Origin of the sequence: Methylobacterium sp. J-067, assembly GCF_022829465.1 — a bacterium.
Taxonomy (GTDB): domain Bacteria; phylum Pseudomonadota; class Alphaproteobacteria; order Rhizobiales; family Beijerinckiaceae; genus Methylobacterium; species Methylobacterium litchii.
This window is the reverse complement of sequence record NZ_JAKSXZ010000040.1, coordinates 35,315-51,108: the sequence shown is the minus strand read 5'-3', so window position 1 is coordinate 51,108 and position 15,794 is coordinate 35,315. Positions and strand designations below refer to the sequence as shown.

The 15,794-nt window shown below is 68.9% G+C and carries 16 protein-coding genes; 9 read left to right on the top strand and 7 right to left on the bottom strand.

The genetic code is table 11. The annotated features are described in order from the left end of the window. Positions 1 to 663: 663 nt before the first annotated feature. Positions 664 to 1,557, bottom strand: a complete 894-nt coding sequence (locus MKK52_RS02800; RefSeq protein ID WP_243952224.1) for a LysR family transcriptional regulator — start codon at positions 1,555 to 1,557, stop codon at positions 664 to 666. A gap of 119 nt (positions 1,558 to 1,676) precedes the next feature. On the opposite strand from MKK52_RS02800, the gene MKK52_RS02795 reads away from it, so the two are divergent. Beyond that, complete coding sequence (locus tag MKK52_RS02795) at positions 1,677 to 2,555, top strand: NmrA/HSCARG family protein (RefSeq protein ID WP_243952223.1); 879 nt, start codon at positions 1,677 to 1,679, stop codon at positions 2,553 to 2,555. 13 nt (positions 2,556 to 2,568) lie between these two features. On the opposite strand, the gene MKK52_RS02790 is transcribed toward MKK52_RS02795, so the two are convergent. The 3 genes from MKK52_RS02790 to MKK52_RS02780 form a co-directional block, all read right to left on the bottom strand. Further along, positions 2,569 to 3,009, bottom strand: coding sequence for a LysR substrate-binding domain-containing protein (locus tag MKK52_RS02790; protein ID WP_243952222.1), 441 nt, complete (start codon positions 3,007 to 3,009; stop codon positions 2,569 to 2,571). A gap of 190 nt (positions 3,010 to 3,199) precedes the next feature. Continuing rightward, entirely contained in the window at positions 3,200 to 3,586 is a 387-nt protein-coding gene (locus tag MKK52_RS02785) for a tautomerase family protein (RefSeq protein ID WP_243952221.1), read from the bottom strand. Between the two features lie 222 nt (positions 3,587 to 3,808). Beyond that, entirely contained in the window at positions 3,809 to 4,693 is an 885-nt protein-coding gene (locus tag MKK52_RS02780) for a LysR substrate-binding domain-containing protein (RefSeq protein WP_243952220.1), read from the bottom strand. Between the two features lie 122 nt (positions 4,694 to 4,815). On the opposite strand from MKK52_RS02780, the gene MKK52_RS02775 reads away from it, so the two are divergent. The 3 genes from MKK52_RS02775 (at position 4,816) to MKK52_RS02765 (ending at position 7,438) form a co-directional block, all read left to right on the top strand. Next, positions 4,816 to 5,211 carry a tautomerase family protein gene (locus tag MKK52_RS02775; protein WP_243952219.1) on the top strand — a complete coding sequence of 132 codons (396 nt, stop codon included), beginning with the start codon at positions 4,816 to 4,818 and terminating at the stop codon, positions 5,209 to 5,211. A gap of 50 nt (positions 5,212 to 5,261) precedes the next feature. Next, on the top strand, positions 5,262 to 6,026 hold the full coding sequence (locus MKK52_RS02770; protein ID WP_243952218.1) for an SDR family oxidoreductase: 765 nt from the start codon (positions 5,262 to 5,264) through the stop codon (positions 6,024 to 6,026). 125 nt (positions 6,027 to 6,151) lie between these two features. After that, positions 6,152 to 7,438, top strand: coding sequence for a D-serine ammonia-lyase (locus tag MKK52_RS02765; RefSeq protein ID WP_243952217.1), 1,287 nt, complete (start codon positions 6,152 to 6,154; stop codon positions 7,436 to 7,438). A gap of 196 nt (positions 7,439 to 7,634) precedes the next feature. Here MKK52_RS02765 and MKK52_RS02760 read toward each other — a convergent pair whose 3' ends face one another. The 3 genes from MKK52_RS02760 to MKK52_RS02750 form a co-directional block, all read right to left on the bottom strand. Then, positions 7,635 to 8,522, bottom strand: a complete 888-nt coding sequence (locus MKK52_RS02760; protein WP_243952249.1) for an alpha/beta fold hydrolase — start codon at positions 8,520 to 8,522, stop codon at positions 7,635 to 7,637. A 161-nt stretch (positions 8,523 to 8,683) separates the two neighbouring features. After that, the gene (trxB, locus tag MKK52_RS02755; RefSeq protein WP_243952216.1) at positions 8,684 to 9,688 is read right to left on the bottom strand and encodes a thioredoxin-disulfide reductase; all 1,005 of its coding nucleotides are present in this window, start codon (positions 9,686 to 9,688) and stop codon (positions 8,684 to 8,686) included. Continuing rightward, complete coding sequence (locus MKK52_RS02750; RefSeq protein WP_243952215.1) at positions 9,685 to 10,365, bottom strand: GntR family transcriptional regulator; 681 nt, start codon at positions 10,363 to 10,365, stop codon at positions 9,685 to 9,687. Before MKK52_RS02750 ends, trxB begins: the two co-directional genes overlap by 4 nt. Before the next feature lie 114 nt (positions 10,366 to 10,479). Here MKK52_RS02750 and dctA point away from each other — a divergent pair, with 114 nt between their 5' ends. The 5 genes from dctA (at position 10,480) to MKK52_RS02725 (ending at position 15,771) form a co-directional block, all read left to right on the top strand. Beyond that, positions 10,480 to 11,874, top strand: coding sequence for a C4-dicarboxylate transporter DctA (gene dctA / locus MKK52_RS02745; RefSeq protein WP_243952214.1), 1,395 nt, complete (start codon positions 10,480 to 10,482; stop codon positions 11,872 to 11,874). A gap of 58 nt (positions 11,875 to 11,932) precedes the next feature. After that, on the top strand, positions 11,933 to 13,378 hold the full coding sequence (locus MKK52_RS02740; RefSeq protein WP_243952213.1) for a thioredoxin family protein: 1,446 nt from the start codon (positions 11,933 to 11,935) through the stop codon (positions 13,376 to 13,378). Then, the gene (locus MKK52_RS02735) at positions 13,375 to 13,929 is read left to right on the top strand and encodes a hypothetical protein (RefSeq protein ID WP_243952212.1); all 555 of its coding nucleotides are present in this window, start codon (positions 13,375 to 13,377) and stop codon (positions 13,927 to 13,929) included. Before MKK52_RS02740 ends, MKK52_RS02735 begins: the two co-directional genes overlap by 4 nt. A gap of 135 nt (positions 13,930 to 14,064) precedes the next feature. Then, positions 14,065 to 14,703, top strand: coding sequence for an HAD-IA family hydrolase (locus MKK52_RS02730; protein ID WP_243952211.1), 639 nt, complete (start codon positions 14,065 to 14,067; stop codon positions 14,701 to 14,703). 174 nt (positions 14,704 to 14,877) lie between these two features. Continuing rightward, positions 14,878 to 15,771, top strand: a complete 894-nt coding sequence (locus tag MKK52_RS02725) for a helix-turn-helix transcriptional regulator (protein ID WP_243952210.1) — start codon at positions 14,878 to 14,880, stop codon at positions 15,769 to 15,771. The last annotated feature ends 23 nt before the right edge of the window (positions 15,772 to 15,794 follow it).

Genomic DNA, 15,794 nt, shown 5'->3' with positions numbered 1-15,794 from the left:
TGATAATACGTTGCAATTCGATTTCCGAATTTGCTCGTTATATTTTCTGCGCGCAAACAAACCATGGCCACCTACCGACGATGGATATTAATACCTTAGTTTGCACATTCAGCAGCCAGTGATCGTTAAACCGACTGGCTGTAGTATATTGTGCTGTTAATATATTGTAAACAAAGAATCGATGCTCGCGCAAAAAAATCCTAGCACTGGCACGAAGGCAGTCAACGGTGTCGAGTGCTGAGGTGGCGGCGCCCGCGTACGTTGTCCGAGGACCTCCCGTCTATGCGGATGCCACGGAACAGTCTTCCGCCAGCTCGGTCGATACGCACGTGGCAAGGTATTCATGGCTCGACGAGCTTCTCGCAATAAACGGGGGTTTTTCAACTGAATTGGCGCAAATGGGACCTTCGATTCGCCCCAAGCCGATGTCTGCTTCCGAGATGCCGGCGGATGCAGCCGAGCGGCTGAGACGGGCGCCAAGCCGAAGGTCCGGTTTTGCGTGTAACGGCAGTTCGGCACGACGTAGTCTGGCCGAAAGCAGAACGGCCGCTTCGGATGAGATTCGCTAGAAAAGCGGACAAGCTTCTATCGTCCCAAAGTGGGCATGCGGGCTGCATTGAAGCGTTCCCTGAAGCAGTCATCTCACATCAGGGAAGCTCCGATTCACGAAGGAACTGCTCCACCTGGGCCAGCGAGCGCATCCGCCAGATGGGCGACGAAAGCTTTTACCTTCGGGCTCACCAGCCGCCTTGAGGTATAGAGCGCCCATAGTTCCGTTGGCGGGCCTTCGAGCCAACCCCAGCACGTCAAGCGGCCGGCGGCGACGTCACTGCCGACCAGCGAGCGCGGCAGGAGCGCGGCTCCGGCCCCCGCCACCACCGCGTCCCGCACCGTCGGCAGCGAGGACAGGCGCAGGACCGGCACTGGCCGGTAGCTCCTGCGGTCGCGCCCCCCGTGCACGCACCACGTCTCGCCTGGCCGTGGCAACGATCGAACGACGCTGGGTAGGTCAACGACGTCGCTGCCGTTCAGCGGTTCGGGTAGCACTGCCCCGGGCTCGGCGACGAGCCATTGCTCGTCCCGCAGCACGCACCGTCCGACGAGGCGCTCATCTGGCTTCGGGTTCACGCGGATAACGACGTCAAAATCCTCATCCACCGGATCGACGAAGCGGTCCTCCGAGCGGATCTCCAGATCGACCTCGGGGTAGGCTCGGATGAAGGTCGCAGCCACGCGGCCGAGTTGGGTATCCGAGAGGAGCAGCGGCGCACTCAGCCGCAGCCGTCCGCGAGGCTTATCGAGGCCCCCGCCTACGGAGGCGCCGACCTCCGCGATCTCGCCGAGCAGCGGTCCCGTGCGGGCATGCAGCAGCGCCCCTGCCTCGGTCAGGCGCAGACTATGACCGCCCCGTTCGATCAGCCGGGTCCCGAGGCTCGCTTCGAGTTCACTGACCCGCCGCGACAGCGTCGCCTTGGGGCGACCGCTGGCCCGCGCCGCCCGGCCGAAGCCGCCATGGCCGGCGACGAGGTTGAAATCCGATAGCGCCGAGAGATCCATAGGTCGTTCCATATTTGGGACACCCAGTCCCGATAATGCCGTCTATGGCTCGCGAAGGGAACGGCACATCTTCTGGTCATCGGCGGCCCCCACCGGACCGCCCCATCCGGAGAACAGTCATGACCATCCTCGTCACAGGTGCCACCGGCCGCATCGGCTCGGCGGTCGTCGATCACCTCGCCCAGGCTGGCGCCTCGGTGCGCGCCCTGACCCGCTCGCCCGGAAAGGCGCAGTTCCCCGTGGGCGTCGAAGCGGTCGCCGGCGACCCCGCCGACATCGACGCCATGCGGGCGGCGCTCACCGGCATCGACACCCTGTTCCTGCTGGTCGCCAACGTGCCGGATGAGCTGACCCAGGCCATCACCGCTTTGAGCCTCGCCCGCGAGGCCGGCGTGCGGGGCATCGTCTACCTCTCGGTCTACAGGGGCGGCGACTACGTCGATGCACCTCACTTCATCGGCAAGCACGCGGTCGAACGGATGATCGCGGTGATGAACCTGCCGGCGACGGTGCTGCGGCCCGCCTACTTCATGCAGAACGACTTCGCCCAGAAGGAGCCTCTGCTCGGCGCTGGCATCTTCGGGGTTCCGCTCGGGAGCAAGGGCGTCTCGATGGTCGACATCCGCGACATCGCCGAGGCGGCGGCCATCGAGCTCCTGCGCCGGGAGCGGGCCGCCGGTCCCCTGCCGCCCGAGACCTACGACCTCGTCGGCCCCGATGCCCTGACGGGGCCGGCGCTGGCCGGGATCTGGTCCGAGGCGCTGGGCCGGGAGGTACGCTACGGCGGCGATGACCTCGACATGCTGGAGAGCCGTCTGAGGAGCTTCGCCCCCGATTGGCTCGCCTACGACCTGAAGGTGATGATGCGCCGCTACCAGGAGGACGGCGCCGTGGCGAGCGAAGCCGAGGTGGAACGCGTCGCCGGCCTGCTCGGTCACCGGCCGCGCAGCTACCGCGACTTCGCGGGTGAGGTCGCGCGGGGCTGGCGCGGCGCCTGAGGCACGCCTCCGACTAGGCACAGTCCGGCGGCGCGGCAGGCTCCCGCGCCGCCGACCTTTTCCAGCGCAGAGTCTCGACGAGGCACCGCGGGGCCGGGGTGACCTGCCGGTCGGGGAAGTACAGGTGGCAGCCAGGAAAGGGCGGGCTCAACAGCTCCAGCATCTGGACGAGCCGCCCCCACTCAAGGTCGTCGGCTACGTCGTCCTTCAGCATGTAGCCGAGCCCGGCCCCCGCCCGCACGGCAGCCGCCGCGAGGGCTCCGTCGTTCACGACCAGTTGCCCGCGCACTCGGATGCGAACCTCACTTCCGTCGTGGGCGGATTCCCATGGCAACAGGCCGCCCCCGCCGACGAGGCGGTAGTTCACGCAGCGATGCGTCTCCAGGTCGGCGGGGGTATCCGGTTGCGGATGGCGCGCGAAGTAATCCGGCGTTCGACCACCGAGGCCTTTCATGAGGCCGTGATCGATTTACGCCACGCGTGCGTTCGCGGAGGGATACGCGAGACGGCAAAGGGCATAGTCGAGGCCGCGTCTTAGAAACCGCAACCATCGGCTCAACGAGCGTCCGCGCGGGGGCCGATGATGCGTTGAGACCCGCGGTGCTCGGGTCCTGAGGTTGGCCGCGGCGAGACGCGCGTCGCGTTCAACGGTTCTGTGCCCGGTAAGCCTGGGTCAGACCGTCGTAGCCCCAACTGTCCTTCGGCACCTCGTGGATGACGACATAGGATACTTCCGCGAGCTGGGAGCCGAGAACGTCTTTCAGGAGGCGGCTCGCCTCGGCGATGAACTGGCCCTTCTCCTCGGCCGTGTTGGTTTCCGCGCTGATGATGGCATCGACCTGCGCGGCGCACGCGACCGGCGCGGCGCCGACGTTCCATCCCGCCAGTGGCACCTCCTCGACCAGCACCCCGACGAGGGGGCCGACCTTGTGCAGGACGTCGGTCATCAGGGTCGTGACGCCCGCCTGGATCCGCTCGATATGACTCTGCGCCAGTTTCCGGCCTGCCACCTTGACGTTTATGAAGGGCATGGCTGCCTCTCCCACCCATTCGCCACCGCTCCGGCGGCAATCCGCAAGACGGTGCTATCGGCCGGGGATGGCTTGGTAAATTTGAAATTTCATCATAGAATCTTCTGAAAAACCGAATGATCGCGGCGCTGCCGGTCCGTGGCGTAATCCGTGTTCGAGCGCCTCGGGCTGCGGGAGCGTGGATCCTGCGGGAGGCAGGCAGGGAGCCATATGGTCCGAGCTCTACGCGACATGCTCCCGGATCGTCTCAAGCAGAATATCCGTGAGCCGGGCGACGGCCGGCGACAGGTCGGCTTCCGCCTGATGAAGGGTGAGCGGCGCACACGGAAGGGCTGGCAGCCCTGTCCCTGCTGGGTCGAGCACGCTCAGCGTCTTCGGCAGACCGACGGCCGTCCGCGCCGTGATGCCGAGCCCACCCTCGGCCGCAGCCCAGAGACCCGAGAGGCTGGGGCTCGTGAAGACCAGACGCCAGGGCAGACCATCTCCGTCCAGGGCGGCGACGGCCGCGGACCGGAACGTGCACGGCGGCGCGAAGGCCGCGAACGGTAGAGGCTCCCGCCCGAGACTCGCGAGGCCCGGCCAGTCGGGCTGACCGATCCAGTGGATCGGCACCGCGGCGACCCGCTGGGCATGGGGGGCATCGCCTACGTCCCCCCAGACCAGGGCGGTGTCGAGTTCGCCCTTCAGCGTCTTCTCGACGAGGTGCGCCCCGAGGCCCACTTGGACCTCGATGCGCACCCGAGGATAGGCCCGGGAGAAGCGTTTCAGGACCGCCGGGAGCCAGCTCTCGGCGAAGTCCTGCACGAGGCCGAGACGCGCCCAGCCTTCGAGTTCCGTACCGCGGAGACGATCGACCGCCTCATCGTTGAGATCCAGCAGCCGCTTCGCGTAGCCGAGCATGCTCTCGCCGGCCGGCGTCAGGGCGAGTCCGCGTCCGGCCTTCTGCACAAGCGGTTGCCCGACCTGCTCCTCCAGCTTCCGAAGCTGCGTGCTGACGGCCGATTGCGACCGGCCCAGGCGCTCGGCCGCCCGGGCGAAGCTGCCGAGCTCGAACCCGGTCACGAAGGTCCGGAGCACGTCCATGTCGAGGTTGGTGCGGATCATCATCGTTCGGTCTTATCGATATTACTGTTCTGTAGTTTCGAATTTTCAGAACGATGGTGCTGCTGTAGACCGTTCGCGTCAAGTCCATCGGGACGCGACGGAACCTGTCGGAGGACACCACGTCCATGCCTCTCGTTCGTATTTCGCTGATCAAGGGCAAGTCATCGGAGCACATCCGGGCGATATCGGACGGCGTCCATCGCGGCCTGATGGAGGCCTATGGCGTGCCGGCCGACGATCGCTTCCAGCTCATCCACCAGCATGCGCGGGACGAGTTGATCTACGACCCGGACTACCTGGGCCTGCATCGCACCGACGACCTCGCGATCATCAACATCGTCGCCGGAAACTGGCGCGAGACGCCGCAGAAGAAGGCGCTCTACCGGGCGATCACCGACAACCTCGTGGAGAATCCCGGGCTGCGCCCGGAGGACGTGCTGATCGTCCTCTCGCCGAACGGGCGCGACGAGTGGTCTTTCGGCAACGGCCTTGCATCCTACGTCAAGGACGAGACAGCCTGACCGTCTCGCGGGCGCGCCGCCGGACATTCCCAGAATAGGCAGGAGATCGCATGAGCATCCTCGTCACCGGCGCGACGTCGGGCTTCGGCCTCGCGATCGCGCGGCGCTTCGCACGGACCGGCCACAAAGTCGTTGCGGCCGGGCGCCGCCGGGAGCGGCTCCAGGCGATCGTCGACGAGCTCGGCGATCAGATGGTCCACACCCTCGAACTCGACGTCCGGGACAGGCGGGCGGTGGAGGAGGCGGTCGCCGGCCTTCCGGCGGCCTATGCGGCCATCGACGTGCTGGTCAACAATGCCGGCCTCGCCGTGGGGCTCGAACCCGCGCAGGCGGCGGACCTCAACGGCTGGGAGGCGATGGTCGACACCAACGTCAAGGGCCTGATGTACATGACCCACGCGGTGCTGCCGGGGATGATCGCGCGCGACGGCGGCCACATCGTCAACATCGGCTCGACGGCGGCGAGCTACCCCTATCCCGGCGGAAACGTCTACGGGGCCACGAAGGCGTTCGTCCGGCAGCTCTCGCTCAACCTGCGCGCCGATCTCGTCGGCACGCGGGTGCGCGTCACCGAGATCGATCCGGGCCTCGTCGGCGGCACCGAGTTCTCCAACGTGCGGTTCCGCGGCGACGATACCCGTGCCGCGGGCGTCTACGACGGCGCCGACGCGCTCACGCCCGAGGACGTCGCCGACACGGTGTTCTGGGCCGCCACCCGGCCGCCCCGCGTGAACATCAACGTCATCGAGCTCATGCCGGTCAGTCAGGCCTTCGGCCCGCTCGTCGTGCACCGGGGCGGCCTGGGCGGCCGCTGAACTCAGGAAGAGGCGTGGCGGCGAACGATCCGTGGCAGGGCCGCGGATGAGGGGCAGCCCACGCGGCGCCTCGGGGCGTAGGCAGGCCCGAGCCCGCGCGACCGACAATTGCCCAAGAGGATGCCATGACCGCCACCCTGCCGCGCGAGACCTCCGGCGATGACGCGATCCCTGCGGCGGTGCGGCGAGCCGAACCGATCGTCTGGCGCAACCCGCACCGCGGGTGCGCCGCGTCGGTGCTGGCCGCCTCGGCGTTCTCCAAGGCCGACATGCGCGGCGCGGAGGCGCGCTGGCGGCGCTTCGACCCCCTGCTGGCCAAGCTGTTCGCGGGCACGCAGGATGGCCGGATCGACTCGCCGCTGCTTCCCCTCCCGGCCGACCTCGCCCGGCGCGTCCTCGGCGGCGCGCCGGGTTCCGTCTGGGTCAAGGCCGACCACGACCTGCCGGTGACCGGCTGCATCAAGGCGCGCGGCGGCGTCTACGAGGTTCTGACCTACGCCGAGGCGCTGGCCGGGGCGGCGGGGCTTCTGCGGCCCGGCCTGTCCTACGCGGCGTTCGCGTCCGGCGCCTTCCGCGATCTGTTCGCCCGGCACACGATCGCGGTCGGCAGCACCGGCAATCTCGGCTTCAGCGTCGGCGTGATGGGCCGGGCTCTCGGCTTCGCGGTCGAGGTGCACATGTCGCACGACGCCAAGGCCTGGAAGAAGCAGCGCCTGCGCGAGCTCGGCGCGCGCGTCGTCGAGTATCCGGGCGATTACGGGCGCGCGGTGGCCGCGGCGCGGGACGCCTTCCGGGACCGCGCCGATGCCCACTTCGTCGACGACGAGGATTCGGTCGATCTGTTTCTCGGCTACGCGGCGGCGGCGCTCGACCTGCAGCGCCAGCTCGCGGCGGCTGGGATCGCGGTCGACGCGGCGCATCCGCTCTACGTCTACCTCCCCTGCGGCGTCGGCGGCGCGCCGGGGGGCGTGACCTTCGGCCTGACGCTGCTGTTCGGCGACGCGGTCCGGCCCGTCTTCGTGGAGCCGGTGGCCTCGCCCTGCATGCTCGTGCAGCTCGCGGCAGGGCTCGACCGTTCGGTCAGCGTCTACGAGGCCGGGCTCGACAACCGGACGGCGGCCGACGGGCTGGCGGTGGCCAGCGCCTCCCTGCTGATTGCCCGGACCGTCGGCGCGCTCATCGACGCGGTGGTGACCGTGCCCGACGCGGATCTGTTCGCTTGGCTGAAGGCGCTCTGGACGGGCGCGGGGATGCGCCTCGAACCCTCCGCGGCCTCGGGCTTCGCCGCCGTCGGCGGGTTCGTCGGCGGGGCGGAGCCGGCGGATCTGGCAGCCGCCACCCACGTGGTCTGGACCACGGGGGGCGCGCATCTGCCGGACGCGGAATTCGAGGCCGCCCTAGCCCACGCCTGATCGGGAACAGGCTTCCGCCCTCACGCCATTGCCGGCATCGTCGTCCCGGCGCGGGGAGCGGCGCGTTCCAAGGCCGCGCTACGTTCAGGCCGTCCAGCCCGGCCCCAGGGCCCGGCGCCGCGCCCGGCGGCTCAGCCGGAGCGATATCTGCCGGAGGATGCGGGCGGAGACGACCTTCGGACCGGACTAGGCGCGGTCAGCGGTCGAGGTCCAGGATGGCGGCAGCGAACAGGTCCGGCGCCTCCTGGGGCGCGTTGTGGCCGACGCCGTTCAGCACCGTCGTGCGGCGCAGCTGCGTGAAATGCGGGGCTGCGGCCCCCGGAGGTTCCGGCGGATCGACGCCTTCGTCGGCGCCTTCCAGCACGATCGTCGGGACCGTGATCTGCGGGCTGGCGGAGAGCTGCCGCTCGATCGGCTCCAGCGCGGGATCGCCAGGCACCTCGCCGATGCGGAAGCGGTAGGAGTGCAGCGCCACGGTCACGAAGTCGGGGTTCTCGAACGCCGCAGCGGTCCGGGCGAAGGTCGCATCGTCGAAGTTCCAGGTCGGCGAGAAGTCGTGCCACAGATAGCGGCAGAAGCCGGCGGGATCGTTCGAGAAGGCCGTCCTGCCGCGCTGCGCGTTCAGGTACCAGTAGAACCAGTGACGGCGCTCGAACGCGGCGTCACGCGGCCTCAGGAAGTCCGCGCGATTCTGGATGTTGTAGCCGGGGCCGCCACTGCTGACGAGGCCGCTGACCCGTTCGGGATGGAGCGCCGCCGCCACACACGCCGCGCGGGCGCCCCAGTCGAAGCCGGCCAGCGTCGCCCTGCGGAGGTCCAGCGCGTCGAGGAGGGCGAGGAGGTCGTTGCCCAGCGCGGCCTGCTGGCCGACCCGCGGGGTGGCGGCCTCGATGAACCGGGTCGGTCCGTAGCCGCGCAGGTAGGGCACGATCACGCGCCGGCCCGCCTTCGCCAGAACGGGCGCGACCGCCGCGTAGGCATGGACGTCGTAGGGAAAGCCGTGGAGCAGGATCACCGGATGCCCATCCGGCGGGCCGGACTCGCGATAGGCCACGTCGAGGACGCCTACCCTGACGCGCCGGATAGCCGGATCGCCTATTGGATCGCCTGCGGGATCGGGCGCGGCGTCAGCGCGCGCCGGGATCAGGTCGCTGACGGCCGCCCCGGCCAGGGCAGCCACAATTTCGCGGCGATGGAACGACACCATGTGGGGGACTCCTTCGGGCTCGACGGTCCGCGGCCGGATCAGGCGTAGGCGCCGATCATCGCGCGCGTGCTCCGCTCCTCGGCCCGGACCGCGGGATCCGCTGCGTGGTCGGCCAGGAACTTTTCCGCCTCCAGGGCCGCCATGCAGCCCATCCCGGCGGCTACGACCGCCTGCCGGTAGACGCTCTCCGCGCAGTCGCCGGCCCCGAAGAATCCCGGGACCGAGGTCTTGGTGGACCACGGGGAGATCCGGATGTAGCCGCCGGCCTCCATCTCGACCTGCCCGTGGAAGAGCGCCGTCGCGGGATCGTGCCCGATGGCGACGAAGACGCCGTCGGCCGTCAGATCGCGGGCGTCGCCGCTCCCGACATCGCGCAGCCGCACGCCCGTGACCGCCTTCACGGGCTCGTCCCGGCCGAGGATCTCCTCGACCACGTGGTTCCAGACGACCGCGATCCTGGGATGGGCCGCCAGCCGGTCCTGCAGGATCGGCTCCGCCCGGAAGCGGTCGCGCCGATGGACCACGGTCACCTTCGCGGCGAGGTTGGCGAGGTAGAGCGCCTCCTCGACGGCGGTGTTGCCGCCGCCCACGACCACGACTTCCTTGCCGCGGTAGAAGAAGCCGTCGCAGGTCGCACAGGCCGAGACCCCGGCGCCGTTGAGCGCCAACTCGGAGGGCAGCCCGAGCCAGCGGGCCTGCGCGCCGGTGGCGGCGACGATCGTGTCGGCGCGGTAGGTGTCGCCGCTGTCGCCGACGGCTTCGAACGGCCGCCGGGAGAGATCGACGGATATGATGGTGTCGGAGAGGATCCGGGTTCCGACGTGCTCGGCCTGCTCCCGCATCTGCTCGACGAGGTCGGGGCCCTGGATCGCGCGCGCGAAGCCCGGATAGTTCTCGACCTCCGTGGTGATGGTGAGCTGTCCGCCCGGCTGAAGCCCAGTCACCAGGAGAGGCTGCAGGTTCGCCCGCGCCCCGTAGATCGCGGCCGTGTAGCCGGCCGGACCGGCGCCGACGATCAGGAGTTTCGTCCGATGAACCGTCATGTGCGCTCCGAGGTATGGGACCGACGGCGCGAGAACCCGGTGGTCCTGGCGTCCTGAAAGAGGAATTCGGTCGCGAGCCGCTCGACGATGCGGACATGCGTGGAGAGCTGGGTCTCGGCCTCGGAGAGCCGCCCCGTCACGGCAAGGTCGATGATGCGGCGGTGCTGCTCCACGGCCGCCCGCATGCGCGCGAGTTCGCGCGGCAGCCTGTGGCGAAGGGCGCCGACCTGATCGGCGATCCCGCGATAGGCTCGGGTGAGCAGCGCGTTGTCCGCCGCCGCGATCAGAGCCTCGTGAAACGCGCCGTCCATCGCCTCTGCCCGTGCGAGATCTTCGTCCTCCACCGCCAGGGCGCCTCCGGACAGGGGAACCGAGACGGCGGCGACCAGAACGTCCGGATCGCGGGCGGCAGCGATGCGCAGCGCGCCCAGTTCGAGCACGGCCCGCATCTCGCAGATCCGCCGCACGTCGGTGGCATCCAGGCTCATCACGAAGGTCCCGCTCTGAGGGCGCACCACGACGAGGTCGTCCTGCGCGAGGCGCGCGAGGGCCTCCCGCACGGGCGTCCGGCTGATCTGAAGCTCGTCGGCCAGGGCCCGATCCGACAGCCGCTCTCCGAAGGCGAAGCGGCCGCTGACGATGGCCTCGCGGATGAGCGCCTCAGCACGGAGGCTCAAATTGTCGGTCGCGGTCATTATTGGAATATCAATTAACCGCTATTGCGCGTCAATAGCATAACTGGCATATCAGTTAGCGGCAGAAGCGCGCGACACCACCGAGCGGGGGTTCCCATGCTGCACGCGATCCGACGCACCTCCTCCAATCTGACCCTGCAGGTCGTCGTCGCACTCTGCGCCGGAGCGGCCCTGGGCGTGCTCTGGCCCGGCTTCGCCGTCTCCCTTCAGGCGCTGAGCGACACGTTCATCAAGCTGATCAAGATGGTGATCCCGCCGATCGCCTTCCTGACGATCGTCATCGGCATCGCGGAAGTCAGCGACCTCAAGAAAGTCGGCCGCATCGGCGGGAGCGCGCTCCTCTATTTTGAGGTCGCGTCCACGCTGGCGCTTATCATCGGCCTGATCGTCGTGAATCTCGTCCGGCCCGGCGACGGCTTCGACAGGAGCCGCGTCGGCGCGGTGGCGGTCGATGCCACGAAATACGCGAGCGCGTCGGCCGACCGGTACATGCTGGATCTGCTGTCGAACATCGTGCCGGACAACGCCGTCGCGGCGTTCGCCAAGGGCGATCTGCTTCAGATCGTGTTCTTCGCCATCGCGTTCGGCTGCGCGGCCGTCCTGATCGGCGAGCGGGCGAAGCCGTTCGTCGTGGTGGCGCAGGCCGCCAACGACATCCTGTTCCAGCTCGTCGCCCTGATCATGCGCCTCGCGCCGCTGGGCGCGTTCGGCGCCATGGCGTTCACGGTGGGCCGCTACGGCGTCGGGTCCATCCTCGTCCTCGGGCACATGCTCCTGAGCGTCTACCTGACCTGCGCGCTGTTCGTCGGGGTGGTGCTGGGGGCGATCGCCCGCGCCTACGGGTTCAGCCTCTTCCGGTTCATCCGCTACATCGGCGCGGAGGTTCTGGTCGTCCTCGGGACCTGCTCCTCCGAGAGCGTGCTGCCGCGCCTCATGACCAAGCTCCAGCGCCTCGGATGCTCGAAGTCGAGCGTCGGTCTCGTGCTGCCGGTCGGCTACTCGTTCAATGCCGACGGAACGGCGATCTACCTGTCGATGGCGTCGCTGTTCATCGCGCAGGCCTACGGCATCGACATGAGCTTCGGCCAGCAGCTCGGCCTGCTCCTGCTCCTGCTCGTGACGTCCAAGGGCTCGGGGTCGGTGGCCGGCTCCGGCTTCGTCGTGCTCGCCGCGACGCTCTCGGCGACGCATGTCCTGCCGGTCGAGGGCCTTCTGCTGATCATCGGCATCGACCGCTTCATGTCCGAGGCGCGGTCGGTCACCAACATCATCGGCAACAGCCTCGCGACCGTCGTCGTCGCGAAGATGAGCGGTGAGTTCGACCCGGAAGCGGCCGAGGCGGCCTACGCCGAAGCTTTTGGGCCGGATGTCCCCTTCCAGCAGGGGCGTTCGCGCCGTCCGGTTGCCGTCTCGGCGCCGGTCGACAGCCCGGCCGCCCGCGGCGACCGGAAGGCCGTCCTGACCGCGAGTACGTGGGAGCAGCGCCCGTGAGCCGCCGGGCTCATCGGCGCCGATCTTCGAAATTTTGGATGCAGCAAGGAGAGAGGCCGTGAACACGCATGTGAGACCGGGCGATCAGCTCGTCATCTTCGTCAAGCACGGATGCGAGACGTGCCAGATGCTGGAGGACGTCGTCGGGCGTATCGCCGGCGCCGTGCCCACCTGCGTCTACACGCAGGACGATCCGGGCTTTCCCTGCGGCGTCGCGGCGATTGACGACACATCTCTGGAGCAGTCCTTCGCCTTCGACATCGAGGCCGTACCGACGCTCGTCCGCCTCAAGGATGGTCAGGAGGTGGCGCGCACCTTCGGCTGGCACCGCGGCGACTGGCAGGACATGACCGGTCTCGACGATCTGGGGGCGGATCTCCCCGCGATGCGTCCCGGATGCGGCTCGAAGTCCCGGGAGCCCGGCGTGCACGACGTGCTGCGGGCCAGGTACGGGCAGGTCGATTTCCAGTCGCGGCCGATCCAGCTCGGCGCCTGGGACGACGAATTCGAGGCCACCTACGACCGGGGCTGGAGCGACGGCCTCCCGGTCGTGCCGCCGACCGACGCGCGCATCCTCCGCATGCTCGACGGCACGTCGCGAAAGGCCGATGAAATCATCGGCGAGGTGCCCCCCAATCTTTCCCCGATCACCGTGGAGAAGGTCGCCATCAACGCCGTGATGGCCGGCTGCCGCCCCGAATACCTACCGGTCGTCCTGGCGGCGCTGGAGGCGGCGCTCGACCCGCTGTTCACGATGCACGGGCTCCTGTGCACAACCTGCTTCTCCGGGCCGATCATCGTGGTTAACGGGCCGATCGCCCGCGAGATCGGCATGAACTCGGGCATCAACTGCCTGGGCCAGGGCAACCGCGCCAACGCGACGATCGGCCGGGCGCTGCAGCTGATCATCCGCAACGTCGGCGGCGGTCGACCGGGCGAGCTCGACCGAGCGGTCCTCGGCGGCCCCGGGAAGTACACGTTCTGCTTCGCCGAGGACGAGTCGGATCCGACCTGGCAGCCCCTCGCAGTCGCCCGCGGCATCGCGCCGGGAACGAACGCGGTGACGCTGTTCCAGGGCGACGGCATCCAGGGCTTCCTCGATCAGCGCTCGCGGACGCCGGAGGAGCTGACCAAGTCCCTGGCCATGTCGCTGCTCGCGGTCGGCCACTACAAGCTGTGCGAGTTCACCAACGCGATGCTCGTCCTCGTCCCCGAGCACTACGCCATCTTCCGGGATGCCGGATGGGACCGGGCCCGGATCACCGCAGAATTGCACGGGGCCATGGTCCGTCCGGGCGCGGACGTGATCCAGGGCGCTCACGGGGTCGGCGAAGGCATCGCCGTCAGCCGCCGGAACGAGATGGTCAACAAGTTCTGGCCCGAGGGCCTCCTCATCGTCCAGGCGGGCGGTCAGGCGGGGCTGTTCTCCGCCATCTGCGCCGGCTGGACCGGAGGACGTTTCCGCACCGAGTCCCAACCCGTCACCAGGGAGATTGTCCTGTGAACGAAGTTATCCTGCTACGCGACCCGACCGCCGAGACCGCATCGGCCCTGCGCCCCCGCGTCGAGCCGCTCGACACCCTACAGGGCCGGACCGTCGCCCTGATGGATATCGGCAAGATGCGGGGCGACGAGTTCATCGACCGCCTGGAGGTCCTGTGCCGCGAGCGCGGCATCACCACGCGCCGCTACAAGAAGCCGACGAACACGCGCGTGGCGCCGCGCGAGATGATCCTGGACATCGCGGCGCACTGTCAGGCCGTCATCATCGCCCTGTCCGATTGCGGCTCGTGCACCTCGTGCTCGACACACGATCTCAACGATCTGGACAAGCGGGGCCTGACCGGCGTCAGCGTCCTGACGACCGAGTTTGCGCAGGCGTTCGAGTCGCAGAGGTCGACGATCGGCCTCGACGCGGCCTCGGTCTACGTCTCGCATCCGATGCAGAACAAGACCACGGCCGAGCTTCATCTTTCCGCCGACTTGGCCTTCGCGGCGATTCTGAAGGCGATCACCGCGGAGGCGGACCTGACGCCGCGTTCCGAAGCGGCCTGACGGGCTGCGCTACGCCGTGCCACGATGGCGGTCCCGGCGGCTCATCCCGCCGGGCCCCCGGATGTGACGAAGCCTCGGCGCATGGTCCGGCCATGCGACGACCTCCGCCCGGACGTGGGCAGGGAGATGCCGATCATGACAACCCACCGGTTCGATACCGTCCTGTTCGATCTCCTGACAGCCCTGCTCGACAGCTGGTCCTTGTGGAACGCAGTCGCCGGCGGCGAAGAGGCCGGCCGTCGGTGGCGGGCGGAGTACTTGCGGATCACTTATCGGACGGGCGCGTACCGGCGCTACGAGACCCTCGTCGCCGAGGCCGCCGAGGCGGTGGGTCTGCCGCGCCGCGTCGCGGACGATCTGGAGGCCCGTTACGGCGAACTCCGATCGTGGCCCGGGGTAACAGAGGTCCTGCAGGCGCTCACGGGGCGATCCGTGCGGCTCGGCGTCGTGACCAACTGTTCCGAGCGTCTGGGCCGCATCGCCGCCGAATGCGTGGGGGTCGCGTTCGACGCCGTCGTCACGGCCGAGCATGCGGGCTTCTACAAGCCCGACCCCCGGCCCTATCGGCTCGGTCTTCAGGCGCTCGGGGTCGCGCCGGAGCGCTGCCTGTTCGTTGCCGGCTCGGCCTTCGACCTCGTTGGGACGGCACAGGTGGCTTTGGCGACGTACTGGCACGACCGGATCGGCATGGCGGCCCCCGAAGGTGTGACGCCCCCGCTGGCCCATGAGACCACCCTGGAACCGCTGCTCACGTGGTTCGATCCGGGTGCATGAGATCGTGAGCGGCGGGCCTTAGCCGCAGGCGGATCCGGCTCGGCAGCGGGGGCGCGGCAAAGGCTCACATACCCGCCTGGTTTCAAGGGGATCGGGCCGGTTTAGAAGCGCCGGGCGTTAGTCGGAGGGGGTACCAGCGTGCCGACCCGAGCTGCAGCAGACGTGAAGGCTGCGATGATCGATCCGGGACGCGCGCCGGGAGAGGTCCTGAGCGCGGCCGAGAACGAGGGCGCGGATGATGTCGCGCTCTACCGGGTTCGCTACGCGGCTGCTTCGCAGGTCTTCGGGATCAACGCGCACCACCTCGTCGTCGTGAATGTCGGCGCGGCGGTCCCGGCCGCCTGCCGCATCGGTTCGGCCGAACTCGACCACGTCTCCGAGCCGGGAAACGTCGTCGTGATTCCCGCGGAAATCCCGTGGAGCGCCGTGATTCCGCGCAGCGCCGAGCAGGTCGTCATAGCGCTGCCGCGCGAACGATGGGCCGTCGCTGCCGCGCAGTCGCGCGTCAAGGTAGAGCCGATCCGGCCGCGCCTGCGCAGCCAGGACCCCGACCTCGTCTCGCTCGTCCTGGAAATGGCAGGTTCAGCTGGACCGGCCAGCGCGGACGACTTGGCGTGGCACGCCCTCGCCGACGCGTTTCTCGAACAGGTCTGCAGCTCGTTCTCCACGGCGGACCGTGCGCCCCAGGGCGGCGTCCTGGCGCCGGAGGTGATGCGGCGCCTCAACGACTACCTGCGTCCGCGTCTTGACCAGTCGCTCCTGGTCGACAGCTTGGCCGATGTGGCCGGTCAGGGCCGGTCGCACTTCCCGCGCGTGTTTCGGCGAACGGTGGGCATGAGCCCCTATCAGTACGTGATGCGCCTCCGGCTGCGCCGGGCTCGCGCCCTGATCGGCCGTCGTCTGCCCCTGGCCGAAGTCGCGCTCGCGTCGGGGTTCGCCGATCAGAGCCATCTGAACCACTGGGTGCGCCGGATCTACGGGACCACACCGGGCCGTCTGGCGACCGGACGAGATCCAGGGCCGGAGGATGAAGCGTGGGGCTCCGGTCCGGCTGGCACAGGGCCGTAGGGCCCGGTCAGCCGCGGCAGCGC

Coding starts and splice junctions, on each gene's coding strand:
- MKK52_RS02800 (WP_243952224.1), bottom strand. CDS start 1,557: ATGGATCTCTCGGCGCTATCGGATTTCAACCTCGTCGCCGGCCATGGC.
- MKK52_RS02795 (WP_243952223.1), top strand. CDS start 1,677: ATGACCATCCTCGTCACAGGTGCCACCGGCCGCATCGGCTCGGCGGTC.
- MKK52_RS02790 (WP_243952222.1), bottom strand. CDS start 3,009: ATGAAAGGCCTCGGTGGTCGAACGCCGGATTACTTCGCGCGCCATCCG.
- MKK52_RS02785 (WP_243952221.1), bottom strand. CDS start 3,586: ATGCCCTTCATAAACGTCAAGGTGGCAGGCCGGAAACTGGCGCAGAGT.
- MKK52_RS02780 (WP_243952220.1), bottom strand. CDS start 4,693: ATGATGATCCGCACCAACCTCGACATGGACGTGCTCCGGACCTTCGTG.
- MKK52_RS02775 (WP_243952219.1), top strand. CDS start 4,816: ATGCCTCTCGTTCGTATTTCGCTGATCAAGGGCAAGTCATCGGAGCAC.
- MKK52_RS02770 (WP_243952218.1), top strand. CDS start 5,262: ATGAGCATCCTCGTCACCGGCGCGACGTCGGGCTTCGGCCTCGCGATC.
- MKK52_RS02765 (WP_243952217.1), top strand. CDS start 6,152: ATGACCGCCACCCTGCCGCGCGAGACCTCCGGCGATGACGCGATCCCT.
- trxB (WP_243952216.1), bottom strand. CDS start 9,688: ATGACGGTTCATCGGACGAAACTCCTGATCGTCGGCGCCGGTCCGGCC.
- dctA (WP_243952214.1), top strand. CDS start 10,480: ATGCTGCACGCGATCCGACGCACCTCCTCCAATCTGACCCTGCAGGTC.
- MKK52_RS02730 (WP_243952211.1), top strand. CDS start 14,065: ATGACAACCCACCGGTTCGATACCGTCCTGTTCGATCTCCTGACAGCC.
- MKK52_RS02725 (WP_243952210.1), top strand. CDS start 14,878: ATGATCGATCCGGGACGCGCGCCGGGAGAGGTCCTGAGCGCGGCCGAG.